Source organism: Streptomyces sp. CB00316, assembly GCF_001905595.1.
Lineage (GTDB): Bacteria > Actinomycetota > Actinomycetes > Streptomycetales > Streptomycetaceae > Streptomyces.
In genome coordinates this window covers 214,338-231,689 of record NZ_LIXI01000001.1, presented here as the reverse complement: position 1 = coordinate 231,689, position 17,352 = coordinate 214,338, and the positions used below count along the sequence as shown (strand labels likewise).

At 72.5% G+C, this 17,352-nt stretch carries 14 protein-coding genes and 1 tRNA gene; 10 read left to right on the top strand and 5 right to left on the bottom strand.

Annotated elements, in window-relative coordinates; all coding sequences use genetic code 11:
- The first annotated feature begins 104 nt into the window (after positions 1–104).
- The gene (locus AMK21_RS01025) at positions 105–677 is read left to right on the top strand and encodes a hypothetical protein (protein ID WP_073873205.1); all 573 of its coding nucleotides are present in this window, start codon (positions 105–107) and stop codon (positions 675–677) included.
- Positions 678–682: 5 nt separating this feature from the next.
- On the opposite strand, the gene AMK21_RS01020 is transcribed toward AMK21_RS01025, so the two are convergent.
- Together AMK21_RS01020 and AMK21_RS01015 are read right to left on the bottom strand one after the other, a co-directional pair.
- On the bottom strand, positions 683–1,582 hold the full coding sequence (locus AMK21_RS01020) for a spermidine synthase (protein WP_073873203.1): 900 nt from the start codon (positions 1,580–1,582) through the stop codon (positions 683–685).
- Between the two features lie 93 nt (positions 1,583–1,675).
- Positions 1,676–2,128 carry a hypothetical protein gene (locus AMK21_RS01015; RefSeq protein ID WP_199863078.1) on the bottom strand — a complete coding sequence of 151 codons (453 nt, stop codon included), beginning with the start codon at positions 2,126–2,128 and terminating at the stop codon, positions 1,676–1,678.
- Between the two features lie 243 nt (positions 2,129–2,371).
- Between AMK21_RS01015 and AMK21_RS01010 the strand changes: the two genes are divergently transcribed.
- Entirely contained in the window at positions 2,372–3,751 is a 1,380-nt protein-coding gene (locus tag AMK21_RS01010; RefSeq protein WP_073873201.1) for a transcriptional regulator, read from the top strand.
- A 160-nt stretch (positions 3,752–3,911) separates the two neighbouring features.
- Here the strand turns inward: AMK21_RS01010 and AMK21_RS01005 are convergent, their stop codons facing one another.
- Complete coding sequence (locus tag AMK21_RS01005) at positions 3,912–4,508, bottom strand: histidine phosphatase family protein (RefSeq protein WP_073873199.1); 597 nt, start codon at positions 4,506–4,508, stop codon at positions 3,912–3,914.
- A gap of 242 nt (positions 4,509–4,750) precedes the next feature.
- Between AMK21_RS01005 and AMK21_RS01000 the strand changes: the two genes are divergently transcribed.
- The 5 genes from AMK21_RS01000 to AMK21_RS00980 all read left to right on the top strand — a co-directional run bounded on the left by AMK21_RS01000 (position 4,751) and on the right by AMK21_RS00980 (position 10,213).
- Positions 4,751–5,695 carry a phosphatase PAP2 family protein gene (locus AMK21_RS01000; RefSeq protein WP_073873197.1) on the top strand — a complete coding sequence of 315 codons (945 nt, stop codon included), beginning with the start codon at positions 4,751–4,753 and terminating at the stop codon, positions 5,693–5,695.
- Positions 5,592–6,800: a hypothetical protein gene (locus tag AMK21_RS00995; RefSeq protein ID WP_073873195.1), complete on the top strand. Its 1,209-nt coding sequence runs from the start codon at positions 5,592–5,594 to the stop codon at positions 6,798–6,800. Before AMK21_RS01000 ends, AMK21_RS00995 begins: the two co-directional genes overlap by 104 nt.
- Positions 6,791–8,413, top strand: a complete 1,623-nt coding sequence (locus AMK21_RS00990; protein WP_073873192.1) for a hypothetical protein — start codon at positions 6,791–6,793, stop codon at positions 8,411–8,413. The genes AMK21_RS00995 and AMK21_RS00990 overlap by 10 nt, the downstream gene beginning before the upstream one ends.
- 31 nt (positions 8,414–8,444) lie before the next feature.
- On the top strand, positions 8,445–9,788 hold the full coding sequence (locus AMK21_RS00985) for an AAA domain-containing protein (protein WP_073873189.1): 1,344 nt from the start codon (positions 8,445–8,447) through the stop codon (positions 9,786–9,788).
- 83 nt (positions 9,789–9,871) lie between these two features.
- The gene (locus AMK21_RS00980; RefSeq protein ID WP_073873185.1) at positions 9,872–10,213 is read left to right on the top strand and encodes a hypothetical protein; all 342 of its coding nucleotides are present in this window, start codon (positions 9,872–9,874) and stop codon (positions 10,211–10,213) included.
- A gap of 159 nt (positions 10,214–10,372) precedes the next feature.
- Here AMK21_RS00980 and AMK21_RS00975 read toward each other — a convergent pair whose 3' ends face one another.
- Both AMK21_RS00975 and AMK21_RS00970 read right to left on the bottom strand, forming a co-directional pair.
- Positions 10,373–10,915 (bottom strand): hypothetical protein, encoded by a 543-nt coding sequence (locus AMK21_RS00975; protein ID WP_073873182.1) that lies wholly within the window; start codon positions 10,913–10,915, stop codon positions 10,373–10,375.
- Between the two features lie 30 nt (positions 10,916–10,945).
- Entirely contained in the window at positions 10,946–13,633 is a 2,688-nt protein-coding gene (locus tag AMK21_RS00970; protein ID WP_073873180.1) for a DNRLRE domain-containing protein, read from the bottom strand.
- 1,219 nt (positions 13,634–14,852) lie between these two features.
- On the opposite strand from AMK21_RS00970, the gene AMK21_RS00965 reads away from it, so the two are divergent.
- The 3 genes from AMK21_RS00965 (at position 14,853) to AMK21_RS00955 (ending at position 17,306) form a co-directional block, all read left to right on the top strand.
- The gene (locus tag AMK21_RS00965; RefSeq protein WP_308311687.1) at positions 14,853–16,277 is read left to right on the top strand and encodes an LAETG motif-containing sortase-dependent surface protein; all 1,425 of its coding nucleotides are present in this window, start codon (positions 14,853–14,855) and stop codon (positions 16,275–16,277) included.
- A gap of 278 nt (positions 16,278–16,555) precedes the next feature.
- Positions 16,556–17,242: a bifunctional DNA primase/polymerase gene (locus AMK21_RS00960; protein ID WP_073873177.1), complete on the top strand. Its 687-nt coding sequence runs from the start codon at positions 16,556–16,558 to the stop codon at positions 17,240–17,242.
- Positions 17,233–17,306, top strand: a tRNA-Lys gene (locus tag AMK21_RS00955). The genes AMK21_RS00960 and AMK21_RS00955 overlap by 10 nt, the downstream gene beginning before the upstream one ends.
- Positions 17,307–17,352: the final 46 nt, after the last annotated feature.

The following is a 17,352-nucleotide window of genomic DNA, read 5'->3' as shown; positions in this document are numbered from 1 at the left end:
GCGGAACGGGAGACGATCCGAGGCGGAAGACGAGGGCGGTCCGAGGCGGAACGGACGGTACCGGAGGGGGACAGTCCAGGTCCGGGTGGTGCAGGATGTCCCGGATGCAACGAGGACTCGTACACGCGCTCGCGTGGTTGCTCGCCACCGGCGCGGCGGTCACGCTGTCGTGGTGGGGTGTGCACACGGTCATGACGGGGACGGCGTACGACCCGCCCCGGGCCGTGCCCATCTCCGTGGGCGCGGGGGCCCCTCAGCGGATCGGGCAGTCCACCGAGGAGCCGCTCGTCTCCTCGACGCACCGCCCCTCGCCGTCACCCTCCCCCTCCCTCTCGGCGGGCGGCAGCAGTGCGAGCCCGTCGCCGTCGGCCGCACGCCCCTCCCGTACGCCGTCCAGCGCCCCGGCGCCCCCTCCGGCCTCCCCCGAGCCCGCCGCGAACTCCGGTGAGGTGAAGGGGTACCGCACCGACGGCGGCCGGGTCGTGTTCGAGCTGGGGAAGAGCTCGGCGAAACTCGTCTCGGCGACCCCCGAGCCGGGCTGGTCGATGCAGGTGTGGACGAACGACGCCTGGATCCGGGTGGACTTCAGCGACGGGGGCGGGGTGGACGGCAAGACGTACTCGGTGTTCTGCACGTGGAACGGGACGCCGCCGACGGTGCAGGTCGTCGAACCGTGAGCCGTTCACGACTTCTCGAAGACGGACGGCGGGGGGGCCGGTGACGGCTTGGAGGCCGCGTCGGTGACGACCGCCGCGCCCCCGGTGAAGTCCGTGAGCGCCCGTCCGTGTTCGACCCGGCCGGGGTGCGGGTCGCTCGCCACCCGGCGGGTGAACTCGGCGACGGCGAGGGGCAGCGCGGAGGCGAGCAGGACCGCGTTGCCGAAGCGGCGGCCGCGCCAGACCACGGGATCGGCGGCGAGCGCCAGTTCGGGGAAGACGGCGGCGGCCGTGGCCACCTGGCCGCGCAGGTGGGCGAGCGGGGGCCCGTCGGCGAGGTTCGCGGCGTACTGCCCCGAGGGCTTCAGGACCCGGCGTACCTCGGTGAGGAACTCGGCGGAGGTCAGGTGGGCGGGGGTACGGGCCCCGCTGAAGACGTCCGCGATGACCAGGTCCGCCCAGCCGTCCGGGAACTTGCCGAGCCCCTCGCGCGCGTCCAGCGCCCGGACCCGTACGCGGGCCTGCGGGTCCAGCGGGAGCCGGTCGCGGACGAGCTGGACGAGGGCCGCGTCGACCTCCACGACCTGCTGGGTGGAGCGGGGGCGGGTGGCGGCGGTGTACCGGGCGAGGGTGAAGGCGCCACCGCCGAGGTGCAGGACGTTCAAGGGCTGGAGCGGGGGCGCGGCGAGGTCGATGATGTGGCCGAGCCGGCGCTGGTAGGCGAAGGAGAGGTGGGCGGGGTCGCCGAGGTCCACGTGGGACTGCGGGGCGCCGTCCAGCAGCAGCGTCCAGCCGTCCGGGCGCTCCCGGTCGGGTATGAGCTCGGCGAGACCGCTGTCGACGGGGCCGGAGAAGGGTTCGCGCTCGGCCCGGCTCGCGCCTCGGCGGTCCTTCCTGCCCCCGGTCGGCGCTCCTCGACGTGCCACGTGCGCTGGTCCTTGCTGGTCGGGGCCCGGGATACCGGCAGCGGCGGAGGTGTCCGCCCGTCAGGCCATTATGGGCGCAGCGCCGGGGGAGGCTCATCGGCAGCCGTCGGCAGCCTCCAGCAGGCGGGCCGCCTGGTCGAGGGCGGCGCGGAGTGCGGCGGGGTCGGTGACCGGGGCGTCCTCGGCGGGCGGGAGCAGCCAGCCGGAACCGGCGGCGGGCGGGGTGGTGGGGAGGCGCAGGCCGCGGCCGTCGGTCCGCGTACAGGCGCTGCCCGGTACGTCCCAGGCGTCGGCGGTGCCGGGCGGGACGAGGAAGCCGAGGGTGTCGCAGACGCCGTTGTGGAGGACCGGGCCGACGGCCTCGTTGTCCCGGCCGCGCCGGAGGATGTCGACGGCCTCCAGCCCTTGGCGGGCGGGGACGGTGACGAGGTCGCAGGGCTGGTCCGCGGCTACGGGTGCCGGTGCGGGGTCCGTGGTGGGGGTCGTGGTCGTCGTCGGGTTCGTCGCGGTCGTCCGTGAGCCGGTCTCCATGCCGATGTGCAACAAGGGAACCCCTCCTCTCATCGCCGAACGGAGCCACACTCCGTATCCACATGGACCAACGGCGGCGGAGCGTCAAGGGCTACGGGATCACACCGCCGCAAAGGGTGGCAGTTCATGGCGGATCACGGGCGAGATGCCCCTATATACCACGAATAATCACGTATGTTCCCTGTCACAGCAGGTACGTTCTTGCTCCGCCGGGACACCGGAAAGCAGAACCCGGCTTGCACCAGAGAGGGGCCGGCCATGGTGTCGACAGGGGCAGTTCCCAACCTCGTCTTCCGCCAGCTGCGCGGACAGCGCTCCGCAGGAGAGTTCGCGGCCGCGGTCCGCAGGGCGGCGCGTGAGATCGGTGAGCAGGTCGCGTGCGATGCCCGGTACATCGGACGCGTGGAGTCCGGGGAGATCCGCTGCCCCAACTACGCGTACGAACGGGTCTTCCTGCACATGTTCCCCGGGGCCTCCCTGGCCGACCTGGGGTTCTCGGCCCGCGAGAGCGTACGGGGGCGGGGGGCGCGGGTCGTCTCCGAGCCGCCGCCGCCCGGGCCCGCCGCGCCTCTGCACCGCACCACCGATGAGACCGCCCCCACCGACGAGGAGAGCGATGTGCTGCGTCGCGTGTTCATGATGAGCGGCACGGCCACCGTGGCCGCCGCTTCCCTGGGTCTGGGCGGGGCGCCCGCCTCCGCCGCCAGGGTCTCCCTGCCCGCGCAGCGCCGGGTCGGTGAGAGCGAGGTGGACGCCGTCGAGCAGGCGGTACGGCGGATCCGGGTGCTGGACGACCGGCACGGCGCGGACGGGCTCTACCGGCAGGCCTCGCGGCCGTTGCGGGCGGCGTACGAGCTGCTGGACGCCGGGACCACCACGCGGCGGGCGACCGCGGACCGGCTGCACGCGGGCGCGGGCGAGCTGGCCATCTCGGTGGGGTGGCTGGCCCATGACTCGGGGCGGTTCGACGACGCGCGCTCGCACTACGCGGAGGCGCTGGCCACGGCGCGGCTGGCGGGGGACGCGGGCCTTGAGGCGCACGCGTTCTGCAACACGTCGTTCCTGGCCCGGGACGCGGGGCGGCCCCGGGAGGCGGTACGGGCGGCCGAGGCCGGGCAGCGGGCGGCCCGCACGCTGGGCTCGCCCCGGCTGCTGGCGCTGCTCGCGCTGCGGGAGGCGGGGGGCCGAGCCGGGCTCGGGGACCGTACGGGGTGCGACCGGGCGATCGGGCGGGCCCGGGCGGCGTTCGAGCGGGGGGCCGCCGGGGGTGACCCGGAGTGGATGAGCTTCTTCCGGGAGGCGGAGCTGGAGTTGCTGGAGGCGCAGTGCTGGTCTGCGCTGGGCGACTGGTCCCGGGCGGCGCGGCACGGGCGGCGGGCGGCGGCGCTCCAGGACGCGCACTTCACCCGGAACCTGGCGCTGTACCGGGCGCAGCTGACCGGGGACCTGGCACGGGCGGGCCGGGTGGAGGAGGCGGCGGCGACGGGCCACCAGGTCCTGGACCTGCTGGACCGGGTCCAGTCCTCGCGGATCCGGGGGATGGTGGCGGGGGCGGTCCGGGTGCTGGAGGCCCGGGCGGGTGGGGTGTCGGCGGCGGCGTCTTTCCTGACCCGCCACCGGGAGTCCCTCTCCGCCTGAGGGGTCGCCGCATCCGGCCCGTCCGGGGTCCCTCCCAGCCCGTCCGGCGGCGGGCTCGCGTGCGCCCGGGGTTCCGTCCTCAAGCGCCGGACGGGCTTGAGAAGTCGCCGGAACGGGCTCACGCGGTCGCAGGACGGCTTGCAAAGGCGCCGGGCGGGCCCTACCGCTCCAGGTGACCCGTGTCGTTCCAGCGTTCCAGCGCCGGCAGCCCGTACGCCCACGCCAGCACCGACAGCGACGTCGGCTCCAGGCGCAGGCGCGCACCGAAGGAGACGTCCTCGCCCAGCCAGCGCGCGGCGAGGACGCGCAGGATGTGGCCGTGGGCGAAGACCAGCACGTCGCGGTCCGCCGAGCGCGCCCACTCCACCACCTCGTCCGCGCGAGCGGTGACCTCCGCGAGGCTCTCTCCCTCGGGGACCCCGTCGCGCCAGATCAGCCAGTCCGGCCGGTCCGCCTTGATCTGCGCCGGGGTCAGCCCCTCGTACGCCCCGTAGTCCCACTCCATCAGCGCGTCCCACGGCTCCGCCCGCTCCCCGAACCCGGCGAGCTCGCACGTCTCGGAGGCCCGGACGAGCGGGCTGGTGCGGACCTCGACGCCGGGCAGCCCGCCCCACGGCGCCCGGTGCAGCCGTTCGCCGAGCAGCTTCGCGCCCTCGCGGCCGGTGTCCAGGAGCGGGATGTCCGTCCTGCCGGTGTGGTTGCCCTGGACCGACCACTGGGTCTGGCCATGCCGAGCGAGCAGGATGCGCGGTGCCATGAAGGCTCTCCCTGGAACGGTGGTGCTGGGCCCTCAATCATCCCGCACCGCCTCGCGAGGCAACCTCCGGGGCGGTGGCGACGTCCCTCTCCGAGCGACCCTCCGCCGCGGTGCCGGAGCCACGACGGGGCAGGTTGCGTAGGGGACGTCCGGAAGGGGACCCCCGGGGGCGTCGGCGGCTTACCTCCGCCTTACGGTTGAACGCCCGCCGTCGGCCGCATGAACATGGGGAGAGCCACCGGATGCCGCACGCCACCGCCCTGCCCGCGACCGGTCACCGGCCCCGCTGGTGGACGGAACTCCCACTGATCGCGGTGGTGTACGGCTTCTACTCGGTGGGCCGCCTCCTCGTGCGCGGCGACGTGTCGACGGCGGTCGACAACGGCCTGGCGATCCTCCGGTTCGAGCAGGCGTTCCATCTCAACGCCGAGCACCCGCTGAATCGTCTCTTCACCAGCACCCCCTCCATAGGCATACCCGCCGACTTCGCGTACGCCTCCCTGCACTACCTGGTCACCCCGGCGATCCTGGTCTGGATGTTCCGGCGCAGATCGGCCGCGTACCGGGCGGCCCGGGTCTGGCTGATGAACTCGACCCTGCTCGGCCTGATCGGCTTCACCCTGGTGCCGACCTGCCCGCCCCGGCTGCTGGACGCGAGCCACGGCTTCGTCGACACGATGGCGCAGTACAGCGCGTACGGCTGGTGGGGCGCCGGCGCGAGCGCCCCACGCGGGCTGAGCGGGATGACCAACCAGTACGCGGCCATGCCCAGCCTGCACGTCGGCTGGTCCCTGTGGTGCGGCATCCTCCTGTGGCGCCACACCCGGCATCCGCTGCTGCGGGCCGCCGGCATCGCGTACCCCCTGGTGACCACGGTCACCGTCATGGGCACCGCCAACCACTATTTCCTGGACGCGGTCGCCGGCGGCGCCGTGATGGGGCTCGGAGCCCTGCTGACCAGGCCGGTCATGCGGCTGGCCGACCGGGTGAAGGGGCGTCTGGGGACCGCCTTCGCCACCGTGCGCACCACCTCCGAGCCGGTGAAGTCCCCGATTGTCAGTGCCGGATGCAAGACTTCCGCGGGTGAGCGAATCCCCGGCCAGCGGACCTCCTCCGCAGATTCCCCCGACGCGGCAGCCGACGGCGCGACAGCCTCGGCCGACGACGCTCCGGCAGCGGCTCGCTGAGCTGCGCGGCCCCTCCGTCGCCCCGCATCCGCTCGACGCCCGCGCGCTCGCCGCTCTCGCCGCCAACCCCGGCTGCAAACGCCGCGCCCTGCTCGACGGCGCCGGGGTCGACAAGGGTGTGCTCGCCACCGCGCTCGGCTCCCCCGCCCCCTTCGGGCAGTCCCAGTTCGCCTTCATGCGGGGTAACGCCTTCGAGGCCAAGGTCAAGGCCGACGGCGGCACCGAGCTGCTGCGTCTGATGTACGAGCGGCTCGGCGGCTCCCCCGCCCCGGCCGGGGACGTCTCCACGCCCGACCTGAGCGCCGCCGGTCCCGAGGGCCGGGCCGCGCGGACCGCGCTCGCGCTGCGCGAGGCGACGGCGGCGGGCGGCTGGGCGCTGCTGGACCACCCGATGCTGGCCCTGGAGGTGGCGGGTTCCCCCGCCTATCTGGAGCCGGACGCGGTGGTGGTGCACCCCGACGGCCGCTGGACCGTCGTCGAGATCAAGTCGTTCCCGATGATCGACGCCTCCGCCGACGCCGCGAAGGTCGGGGCCGCGGCCCGCCAGGCCGCGGTGTACGTGCTGGCGCTGGAGCGGGTCGCCGCGGTGACCGAGGGGGCCGAGGTCGGCCACCGGGTGCTGCTGGTCTGCCCGAAGGACTTCTCCAACCTGCCGACCGCCTCCGTCGTCGACGTACGCAAGCAGCGCGCCGTGACCCGCCGCCAGCTGACCCGCCTCACCCGCATCGAGGACATCGCGGACGCCCTCCCGGAGGGGACGACGTTCGACCCGGCGTGCTCGCCGCAGGAGCTGGAGTCCGCCGTCTCCTCCGTCACCGCCGCCTACGCCCCCGAGTGCCTGGCCGCCTGCGAGCTGGCCTTCCACTGCCGGGCGCGGTCCCGGGCCCAGGGGGCCGTGGCGACGCTCGGGCGGAGTGTGCGCGGGGAGCTGGGCGGGCTGACCACGGTCGCCGGGGTGCTGGCCGCCGCCGCGGGCAAGGAGGGCGACCCCGCCGACCCGACCGTGGCCGCCCTGCGCCGGGCCGCCGACCTGCGTGCCGACGCGCTGGAGAGTGCCGCCGCCCTGCGCGCCCAGGCTCCGGAGGGTGTCGCCGCATGTCGCTGATCACCACCCTCGCCCGGCTGGAGGCGGTCGACTCGGGCCGCGCCCAGCCGCTGGCCACCGTCCGCCACCGCCACCTCACCGACCGGCCCCTGGTGATCGTGCCGCTGACCACCGCCGGGGAGGCCGGGGCCCCGCTCGGCGCCCTGGTCGGCACGGACCGCGAGGCGCCCCGGCTGCTGGCCGTCGCCCAGCCGCGCGACCGGGACCTGCGGTTCGCGTTCCTGGCCGAGCTGGCGGAAGCGGTGCTTCCGCACATCGAGGCGTACGCGGACGTGGTCGAGCCCGCCGAGCGCAACGAGACCGACCCGGCGACCGGCAAGAGGACCAAGGTCGAGGTCGAGCTCTGCACGGACGCGCCCCAGCTGATCGTGCCGAGCCGGGCGGGCATCGAGTTCGTCCGGCTGCTGGGCCGGTCCATGCGGTTCCGCCGGACCGCCGAGGACGATCCGGAGACGCCGTACCCGGCCCCGGCCCGCGTCCCCCTGCTCGGCCGCTGGCTCACGCACTACGGGGAGCGGGCCCGGGTGCCCGGCTCCTCGCTGCTCCTCGCCGCCACGGACCTGCTGAACCGGCACTGGGCGACCGGCCAGAGCAGCCTGGAGGACCAGCACCTGGGGGCGCTGCTCGCCTGGATCGACCCGCCGCAGAACGCATCCGGCGCGGAGGCCGCCCTCACGGCCGAGCTGGGCCGCGACCAGCACGGGCAGCTCCTCTGCCCGCCCGCCGGGCCCGCCACCGACCCGGCCTTCGACAACCGGCTCCTCGCCCCGGCGATCGAGACGTACGACCGGGCCCGAGCGGCGCTCGCGGCGGCCGAGGACGGGCTCGCGGCGGACGGGCGGCTCGGCGAGCTGAGCAACGCCGAGCGCGAGATCCGCTCCCTCCTCGCGAAGGTGATGCTGCCGACCTGGGACAAGGTGTGGCAGGGGCTCGACCTGCTGCGGGAGCTGCCCGAGGGGGCCCGGGCCGAGGACCGCTGGACCCGGGACCGCTGGTCCTTCACCGCCCACCGGGACCGGGTGAGTTCCGGCGAGCCGCCGCAGCCGCGCCGCGACGACGCGGTGACCGCCGCGCAGAAGCTGGCCTCCCGCGAGACCGCGCAGGCCCAGCTGGAAGCCCAGGAGGCGCTGGACGACCCGCTGGTGCTGGCCGGGCGGCGGCTGGCGGGCGAGGCCTTCCTGGCGGACGTGACCGACGTCGAGATGGCGTACACCGAGTCCAGACGGCCGTCCCCGCGCCCGCTGGTCACCCTCCGCACGGACGAGCGGCCGCACCTGGGCGAGCGGACCAAGGTGTACCGCTCGCTGGACGGCAAGCCGCAGACGGCGGAGTTCGTGCGGTACGTCTCCGAGAACGCCGGCGACGGTGACGGTGACGTGGTCATGGTCCTGCGGATCATGGACCGGATGGGGCGGGGCAAGGAACCCGCGCCCGGTTCGCTGCCGGAGCCGGGTGAGCGGATCGCCTGGACCCTGTTCGAGCACGACCAGCGCGGCGGCCCGAAGCTGCCCGACCCGGAGGAAACCCCGTGGACCCACGGCGGCCCGCCGGGCGCGGACGCCGCCACACGCGCCGAGCACCCCGACCCCGTGACCCCGGAGGACCTGCTGTGACCTCGACCCCCGTCACCACGGAGGGCCCGCTGTGAGGACCGTCTTCGACCCCGGCGCGGAGGCGGCGCGGGCGACCGGGGCCATCCTCGACGACACCCTGCGCGGCTCCGCCCGCGGCATCGTCGTGGACTCCCCGCCCGGCGCGGGCAAGTCGACCCTGGTGGTCCGGGCGGCCCTGGAGCTGGCCGCCGCCGGGCACCCGCTGATGGTGATCGCGCAGACCAACGCCCAGGTCGACGACCTGGTGGTGCGGCTCGCGGAGAAGGACCCGGAGCTTCCGGTGGGCCGGCTGCACAGCAGCGACTCCGACCCGTACGACAAGGTGCTGGACGGCCTCGACAACGTGACGAAGTCGGCGAAGGCGGCCGATCTGGCCGGGCTGGACGTGGTGATCTCGACGGCCGCCAAGTGGGCGCACGTGAAGAACGTGGAGCCGTGGGGGCACGCCATCGTCGACGAGGCGTACCAGATGCGCTCGGACGCACTGCTGGCCGTGGCCGGGCTGTTCGAGCGGGCGCTGTTCGTCGGGGACCCGGGGCAGCTGGACCCGTTCTCGATCGTGGGCGCGGACCAGTGGGCCGGGCTGAGCTACGACCCGTCGGCGAGCGCGGTCTCCACGCTGCTCGCGCACAACCCGGAGCTGCCGCAGCACCGGCTGCCGGTCTCCTGGCGGCTCCCGGCGTCTGCGGCGCCGCTGGTGTCGGACGCGTTCTACCCGTACACGCCGTTCCGCAGCGGTACGGACCACGGGGACCGGAAGCTCTCGTTCGGGGTGCCCTCGGACGGGTCGGGCCCGGACCGGGTGCTGGACGAGGCGGCCGAGGCCGGGTGGGGGCTGCTGGAGCTGCCGGCCCGGCACACCCCGCGTACGGACCCCGAGGCGGTACGGGCGGTGGCGCTGGTGGTCCGGCGGCTGCTGGACCGGGGCGGCGTCGCCACCAGCGAGCGGGCGGAGGAGCCCGTGCCGGTGACGGCGGACCGGGTGGCGGTCGGTACGGCCCACCGCGACCAGGCGGCGGCGGTGCGGGCGGCCCTCGCCGAGCTGGGCGTCACGGGGGTGGCGGTGGACACGGCGAACCGCCTCCAGGGCCGCGAGTTCGACGTCACGGTGGTCCTGCACCCGCTGTCGGGCCGCCCCGACGCCACCGCCTTCCACCTGGAGACGGGCCGCCTGTGCGTGCTGGCCTCGCGCCACCGCCACGCCTGCATCGTGGTGTGCCGGGAAGGGGTGGCGGACCTGCTGGACGAGCACCCGTCCACGGAGCCGGTCCAGCTCGGCGTCACGGTGAAGTTCCCCGACGGCTGGGAGGCCAACCACGCGGTGCTGGCCCACCTCGCCGAGCACCGGGTGCGGTGGCGGCCGCAGGCGACCTGAGGGCCCAAAGCCCTGCGGCCCTCTTGCGCGGGGTTGGACAATGGAGGGTGGCCGTCCGGGGCCGCCAGAGGAAGGAACAGCACATGACACAGTCCGAGCGGAACGAACGGCAGCGGCTGCGCCCCGCGCCGCTGCTCTTCGAGCCGTCGGAGGCGGTGGCCGACCCGGAGCACTTCTTCGACCTGGAGTCGATGGACGATCCCCGCGAGCTGCTGGCCCGCGCGACCGAGCTGACACAGGCCTTCCGCGCGGCGACGGACCGGTCGGTGGAGTTCCAGGCGATGGCGGCGGCGCAGCTCGCCGATCCGCGCCGGTTCGACCGGCTGACGGCGGCGGACGTCGCGGAACGCGCGGAGTGGACCGAGGACTACGCGAAGAAGATGATCGAGTTCGGGCGGTCCCTGCTGGACGCGTCAACCGCCTGAGCTCCACTCCGCCGGAGATCTCGGAACCTCCCGGTGCGGCAGTGCGATCAACGGCTCAGGCCCCCGAGCCGAAGCGCGGGGGCCTGAGCCGTTGTCTGGCGGACTGGGCCTCTCGTTTGGATCACGCCGGGCTTGCGGGCCTGATCCAAACGAAAGACCCTAGCCCGCCAAACGCACGGAGAAGTCGCACCACGCGGTCCACTGCGAGATGGCCGGACCGTCCTGGACCCGTACTCTCCAGCGGTAGTCACCGCTGGAGAGCTTGGCCTCGGGGATCTGGTAAACAGCCGTGTGACTGGCCTCGGTTCTGGTGTTCTCGGTCAGGACGGGCCTGCCGTCCGCCTCGGTCACCTCGAAGACGACCTTGCGGCCGGACCGAGCCGCGTCTTCGGGCGGCTCGACGGACCCGGGGGGCGCCACCGATTCGAGAGTCGCCGCGAGACTCGGCCGGTCCGTCGTGACCTGCGGCGGGCTGTCCGGGATTCCACAGAACTGGAAGCCCGAGTAGGAGCCGTCGGAGACTCGTGGCACCTCGGGGGTCGCGAGGAGCCGATCGGGGGCGCCGCCAGCTGCCGCCTGCGAGCCCTCCGGCTTGGGGTCGGCCGTGGAGAGGGGAGCGGCGACGGCTCCGACGACCACTGCGGCGGCCAGCGCGACCGCGACCCGTGACCACGTGCCAAGTGTCTTGTCGAACAGACGCATTGCTTCTGTTCCTTCCTGGAGGTGGGGCGGCTACTTCACAGACAGCGCGTGGTCGGTGTTCGCGGTGGTGACTCGCACACACTGGTACGTGGTCCAGCGGTGCTCGGCGACCAGCTTGTCGCCCAGCGCCTCACAGCCGCCGAGGTTCTTCAGAGTCTCGTACGCGACCCATGTGGACGAGGTGTTGCTCCTCACCTCGTTCGCGGTGACGTAGGCTGCCGCGTCGGCGCCGGAGGAAACGCCCTCGGTGCCGTCCCAGTCGTAGTGGACACCCAGCCACACACGGCCGATGGCGTTCTCGTCCGCGGCGGCCGAGAAGCTGTTGAACGTCCGTGTCACACCGACTGCGTTCGGGTCCTCGGTGGAGGCGGTGAAGGTGACATCGTCGGTGGAGAACCACTGCTCCATGGCCTTCGCCCAGGCGCCGCCGAAGGTGGCGTGCCCCGAGACGTAGGCGGGGAAGGGCGGCGAGAAGTGCTGACCGTTGCGGTCCTGCGAGAGCGGCTGCCAGTTGGGGTCGATGACGGTGGCCGCGTTGCCATCGCCGTCGAGCCGGATCGCGGACTCCGGACGCCAGAGATCGAGGTCGGTCCGGTACTTGGCATCCCACGCGACGATGCCTGCATCCGCCATGGAGAAGGCGGTCAGCGCGAAGAGCTTGGCGTTCGCGGTGACCGACAGGCCCCGGTCACGCGAGACGGTCTGGGTGAACTCGAAGAGCTGGCCCGGGGGCTTGTAGGTGCCGTCCAGGTCGTTGGCCCAGAAGAGGGCCGCCCGTGTCTGATCTGCGGTGCGCTGCGTCGAGTCGGACTTGCCCAGGGACTTGACCTGGTTGACCTGCCTGGCGTACTCCGCGCTCGTGAGCACCTCGGAGCTGCCGGCGAGCGTGGGCAGGCTCTGAGGACGGAACTGAGAACTGGAAGCCATACCGAACGGCTTGAGCAGGCCCCAGCCCGGGGTGGCCGCGGTACCGCTCCCCGTGGGGCGCCACTGCCCCGGAGCGGTGCTGGGCGTGTAGGCGGTATTGCTCGTGGCGCCGTCGTTCTGCCGGTCCGCGATCATGGCCGCTGCCGCTTGCTGTCCGACCGAGGAACCCGCTGCCCGCTGCGCGCCGGTGACCCCGGCGGGGATGGTAGCGCGAGCGTCCGCGATCTCCTGGTCGAAGTTGAGCTGCGGGTACACCGATCGCAGAACGTCGAAGGCCGCGTGGTCGATGGCGCTGTTGATGTCCGGCAGCTCACCGGGCGAGGCGACCTTGATGAGATAGGCGTCCCCCAAGCACTTCGCGGAGCCCTGTGCGCACTGCGCGGAGTTCGCGGCGTCGTAGATCGCGCCGTGCATCATCGCACCGGCCCGGGCCAGTGGCCCCGGAGCTCCACCGATCTGACGGTAGGTCGCCTGCAGGACGTCGTTCCAGTAGGTGACGTGATCCTTGACGGGGTCGGCCGGAACCTCGTACGTGACGAGCAGCGACGGTCCGTTGGCCGGCGCGTCACTGGAGGCGAAGATCTTGTACGCCTTGGTGTCGGCCTCGTCGGTGGCGCGTATGCCGATGGAGTTCTCGGCGCGGTCCGCCACCGCCCATTCCTTCACGAGACCGGTGACATCCGTCTGGATCCACTGTGCTCCGCAGGCGGGTGAGTGGCCGAGGGTCCTCGTCGACGTCGCGACCTTCGAACGCCAGGCGGGCTGGTTGCTCCAGCGCGTGGCGCTCGACGTCAGTCCGGTGTCCCAGAGCTCCCACGACCTGGGCTCGCAGGAGTCGGACCAGACCGAGTAGAGGTTGAGTTCCGCGTTGAGGATCTCCTTGCCCGAGACGACGAAGTTCCTCGGGAAGTGCACGAAGGAGCGAGCCGCCTGCTTGCCGTACTCCCGGCCGACCGGCAGGTCGATGGAGGCGGAGAGGTCCTCGGTCACCCCGCCGCGTACGGCGGTGTCGAAGTTGGTGCCGAAGAACACCGCGGGGTCGATGGTCACGGGGTACTGCGTGTCCTCGTCCGCGAGGAACTCCCGGTCGGGGGTGAGGCGCAGTTCCAGCTCCTCACCCTGCCCGGCGACCTGCAGGGCCACAGCGGCGCGGTTGGTGGCCGCGAGGCCCTGCTTGTTACGGGAGGCGTCCCACATCACCGGGGCGGGGAGTCTGCCCACGGTCTTCTTGGTCTTGACGTCGGTGAACGTGACGGACCGGTCCGCGTTCTGCGTGGTGTTCAAGCCCTTCGCCGAGAGCGGAAGGGTGATACGGGCCGCCGCGTCGGCCGCGGAGCGGTCCTTGACCACCAGATACTGCTCGAATCCCGTCCTGGTCGCCTCGACCACCAGGTCGGTGGCGGGCCGGACGTCCACGTAGGTGGCCTTGTTTCCCTGGAGAACAGGGGCAGGCAGCGCGCCCTGCCAGCCGAGGCTGACCTCGTGCGCACCGGTGCCGAGTGTCACCAGGTCACCGCCGGTGGAGCCGGTACGGCCGGCCAGTGCAAGGCCCCGCGGATGGCTCTTGGCCCGCACCGAGCCGTCCTCGGCCCTCTCCAGGTCGACGTCGATGTTGACCCAGGTCTTCCCCTTGCGGAACCTGACCGGTCCGGCATGGGTTTCCTGCGACATGGTCCCGTCGGGGTTGGCCCAGAGAGTCGTGTTCTCGGTGCGCGCGCCGAGAACCTCTATCTGGCGTTCCTGAGCGGCGGCGGCTGCGCGCGCCGAGACCTCGTCCTGAGCTTCGGCCACTCCCCGTGGCGCCGCGGCATCGGAGACCTTTTGGCTTCGGGTGTCGTCAACCGCCACAGCGGCACCAGCGGCTATTCCCGCTTCGGCCAGCAGCAGAACGGAAAGCGGAATGGCCAAGGCACCCAACCGCCGCGCCCTGCCGACCTTACGTGCGGATATCGCCGCAGAGTGATGGATACGTCTTCGCATTGATGATCCCCCCAGTATTCGCCCACCTGTTCGAGGCGACAGTCACACACTGACACCCGATCAACTATTCGGTCCAGAGATGCCTTTGAGGCCGACCGGTGATCTTCATCACGATCGGACGGCAGCGCGCCTCCCCTTCGGGGAAGTGGTTCCGTCAGAGCTCCACGGCTTCGGCGGACCTCAGTCGGCCGCACTTACCGAATGCGGCAGCGCGAGGATTTCTCTCCCCTCCCGACACATACCGGACCTCAACAGAGGGCCGATTCGCCGGTGTTTCCGCGCGTCGGGAGCGGTTGGCGACGTAATTCGTCGCGACGCGTTTCCCTACCGTTAAGCCTTCGAGCTCCATATCCACCTCGGGCGAACCGACTTGCCGTGCAGAGGCGGTGTCCGCTTCCCGGATCAGCGGGCGGCTACGAGCGCCCGGTCGTCCACCACTGACTCAGGGCCCCTGGCATTTCACGGTCTCCCACCGCGACGCAGCTAACCGCGGTGCGGTCCGGGGAGCAGCCGAGAACCGACAGGCCCGACTCCGAGCTCGAGGCGGAGTTGCACTCGACGCGCGCACGAACGGCTCCCCGTGTCGCACATCTCGTCCGCAGGGTGCCCGAGGACCGTTTCTCACGCACCTCGCCCTCAACGACCTCGCCCCACCAGGAGAGCCGGACCGGGCGGCACGCCCCGCACCGTAACCGCTGGTCGGACGTACGGGCTCGTGCCCCCGGCCTCCGGAGAACGGCGCCAGACCTCACCTCTTCGGAGGTAACGATTCCGATTCAGAACGCTCAGATCGTGCTGCCGGGAGGCATACGGCATCGCTCTCTTCATATGATCCCCGCGTGCTCACTGGGCACTTGAGACTGTGTTCGCGACTCTCCCACCACGTATCTCGTGTGGCGCATCTGACGCGCCTTAAGGATGAGTCGCACCGGAGGGGACTTCTGTGTTGACAACCTTTTCAGCTTCTGTCGCGCCGCGGCGGGGACCCGTCGGCCGCCGGATAGCCACAACAGCGGCCACGGTCGGGCTGTTGGTCCTGGGCTCACTCGCCGGGGCCGGCAGCGCCTCGGCCGATGGCCAGGACGTTCACCACCAGGGTGGCGCCATCGCCACTCTGGACGGACTGAAGACGTTCGACGACGCCCGCATCCACAACAGCAACGGCGGGACCAAGAACGTCTCCGCGGGCCTGTTCGAGCTGAGCGTCGAAGGCGGCGGCCGACTGCAGACGTACTGCATCGACATCCACAACCCGACTCTGAAGAAAGCGAAGTATCTGGAGACCCCCTGGGGCCAGACCTCGCTCGGCGACAACAAGGACGCCGGGAAGATCCTCTGGATCCTTCGTAACTCCTACCCGCAGGCCGGCGACCTGAACGCGCTCGCCCAGAAGGCGGGCGCCGGAAAGCTGACTCCCGGGACGGCTGCCGCCGGTACGCAGGTCGCCATCTGGCGGTTCTCGGACGGGGCGAAGGTCGAGGCGAAGGACGCACAGGCCGAGAAGCTCGCGGACTGGCTCGAGGCGCAGGCCCAGAACCTCCAGGAGCCCAAGACCTCGCTGACCCTGGACCCGAACGCGGTGTCCGGCAAGTCGGGCGAGAAGCTCGGCCCGGTGACCGTGCACACCGACGCCGACCAGGTATCCGTCGCCGCCAACGCGGACGCCGTGGCGGCCGGGGTCAAGGTGACCGACAAGGACGGCCAGGCCGTCACGTCTGCCGTCAACGGCACCGAGCTGTACTTCGACGTGCCCGCGGGCACCGCCGACGGCAAGGCCTCGCTCACGGCCAAGACGACCACACAGGTTCCGGTCGGCCGGGCCTTCGCCAGCGCGAGCAAGAGCCAGACGCAGATCCTGGCCGGCTCCACCGAGTCCACGATCACCGCGGACGCGACCGCGAACTGGGCCACGAAGGGCGCCATCCCCTCGGTCACCGCGGAGAAGAACTGCACCGCGGGCGGCATCGACGTCACGGTCAGCAACGCCGGCGACACCGCCTTCACCTTCGAACTCGCCGGAGCGGAGCACTCCGTCGGTGCGGGCGAGAACAAGACCGTGACCGTCCCGGTCGGTGAGGACGAGGCATACGACTTCTCCGTCACCGGCCCGAACGGCTTCTCGGAGCGTTTCCAGGGAGTCCTGGACTGCGAGACGCAGGGCACCCCTGCCCCCGGCACGAGCGGTGGCGGCGAGACCCCGCCCTCCAGCCCGAGCCCCAGCCCGTCCGAGGACACCACCGGCGGCACCACGGGTGACACCACCGGCGGCACGACCGGCGGCACGACCGGCGAGACCACCGGCGACACCACCGGCGGCACCACGGGCGGCGGTGACCTCGCGAAGACCGGCAGCTCCAGCACCACGCCGCTGATCGCGGGAGTCGCAGTAGCCCTCGTCGCCGCGGGCGGCGCGGCGATGTTCCTCCTGCGCAGGAAGAAGACCGCGGGTCAGTGACCCGCACGTAGGTGACAGACTGACGGGCCCGGCACGCAGAATGCGCGCCGGGCCCGTCTCGTACGTGCCGACCGACGGGCGCTCACGGACGCGCGGGGAACGAGCAGCGCTCCAGGCGCCCGGCCCCGGCCGCACGGACGTTCCGGTGGGAGCTCCCACCGGAGGTCAGGTCCCGTGGCATATTCCGGTCGGGCAAGATACTCCTTCCCCTCATGCCCTGTCCCGGTTTCCGGCAACTCTCGGAATCAGCTCCGTCACTCCCGGTAGACCTTTTCTCCATGAGCGCTTGGCTGAAAGACGAAACGACCCTGCAGGCCGGCGGAGCCGCGCCCCACGCCGTCGACATCTTCGCCCTGCTGCGGGACCGGACCGGAGCGCAGGCCGCCCAGGTGACCGCCGCCGGTGCCGCCTGGCTGGCGGGGGCCTCCGCCTACCCGCGCTCCACGCTCGCGCAGTGGGAGGAGCGCCCGTCCTCGCCCGGGGTGCTGCCCTGCGGCTCCCAGTTCGACGTCGTCAACGTGCCCGCGCTGTTCGGGCGGCGGATGCTGGAACGGCTCTGGGCCGAGGGCCCCGGCACCGGTCCCGTCGCCGTGCACCGGGGCCGGATGCTGCTCTTCGCCGCCCCCGGAACGGCCCAGCGGCTGCCCTCTTTGCTGGCCTGGGAGGAGTGGGGGTCCGGCGGCGGGGAGACGTCCCGCCCGCAGCGCGGCGAGGTGCCCCCGCTGCTCTGTCACGGCACCGGCGACGCCGTCACCGTACCGCCCCTGACCTGCCCGTCCGGCGGTTCCGGGCCGCGCTGGCTGGTGGCGCCCGACACCCGCAATCCGTGGCTGCCCGGGCCCGATGTGCTGCTCTGGGCCTGCGTCCGGGTGAGCCGGTCGGCGGTGTCCCAGGGGTCCGGGCATTCGATTTTTCCTCGGGCGGATCAGGGTGCTAATGTCTACGACGTCAGCAGGCGCCGTTAGCTCAGTTGGTTAGAGCAGCTGACTCTTAATCAGCGGGTCCGGGGTTCGAGTCCCTGACGGCGCACCGACGGAAGAAGCCCCTCGCGGAAGCGGGGGGCTTCTTCGTGTCC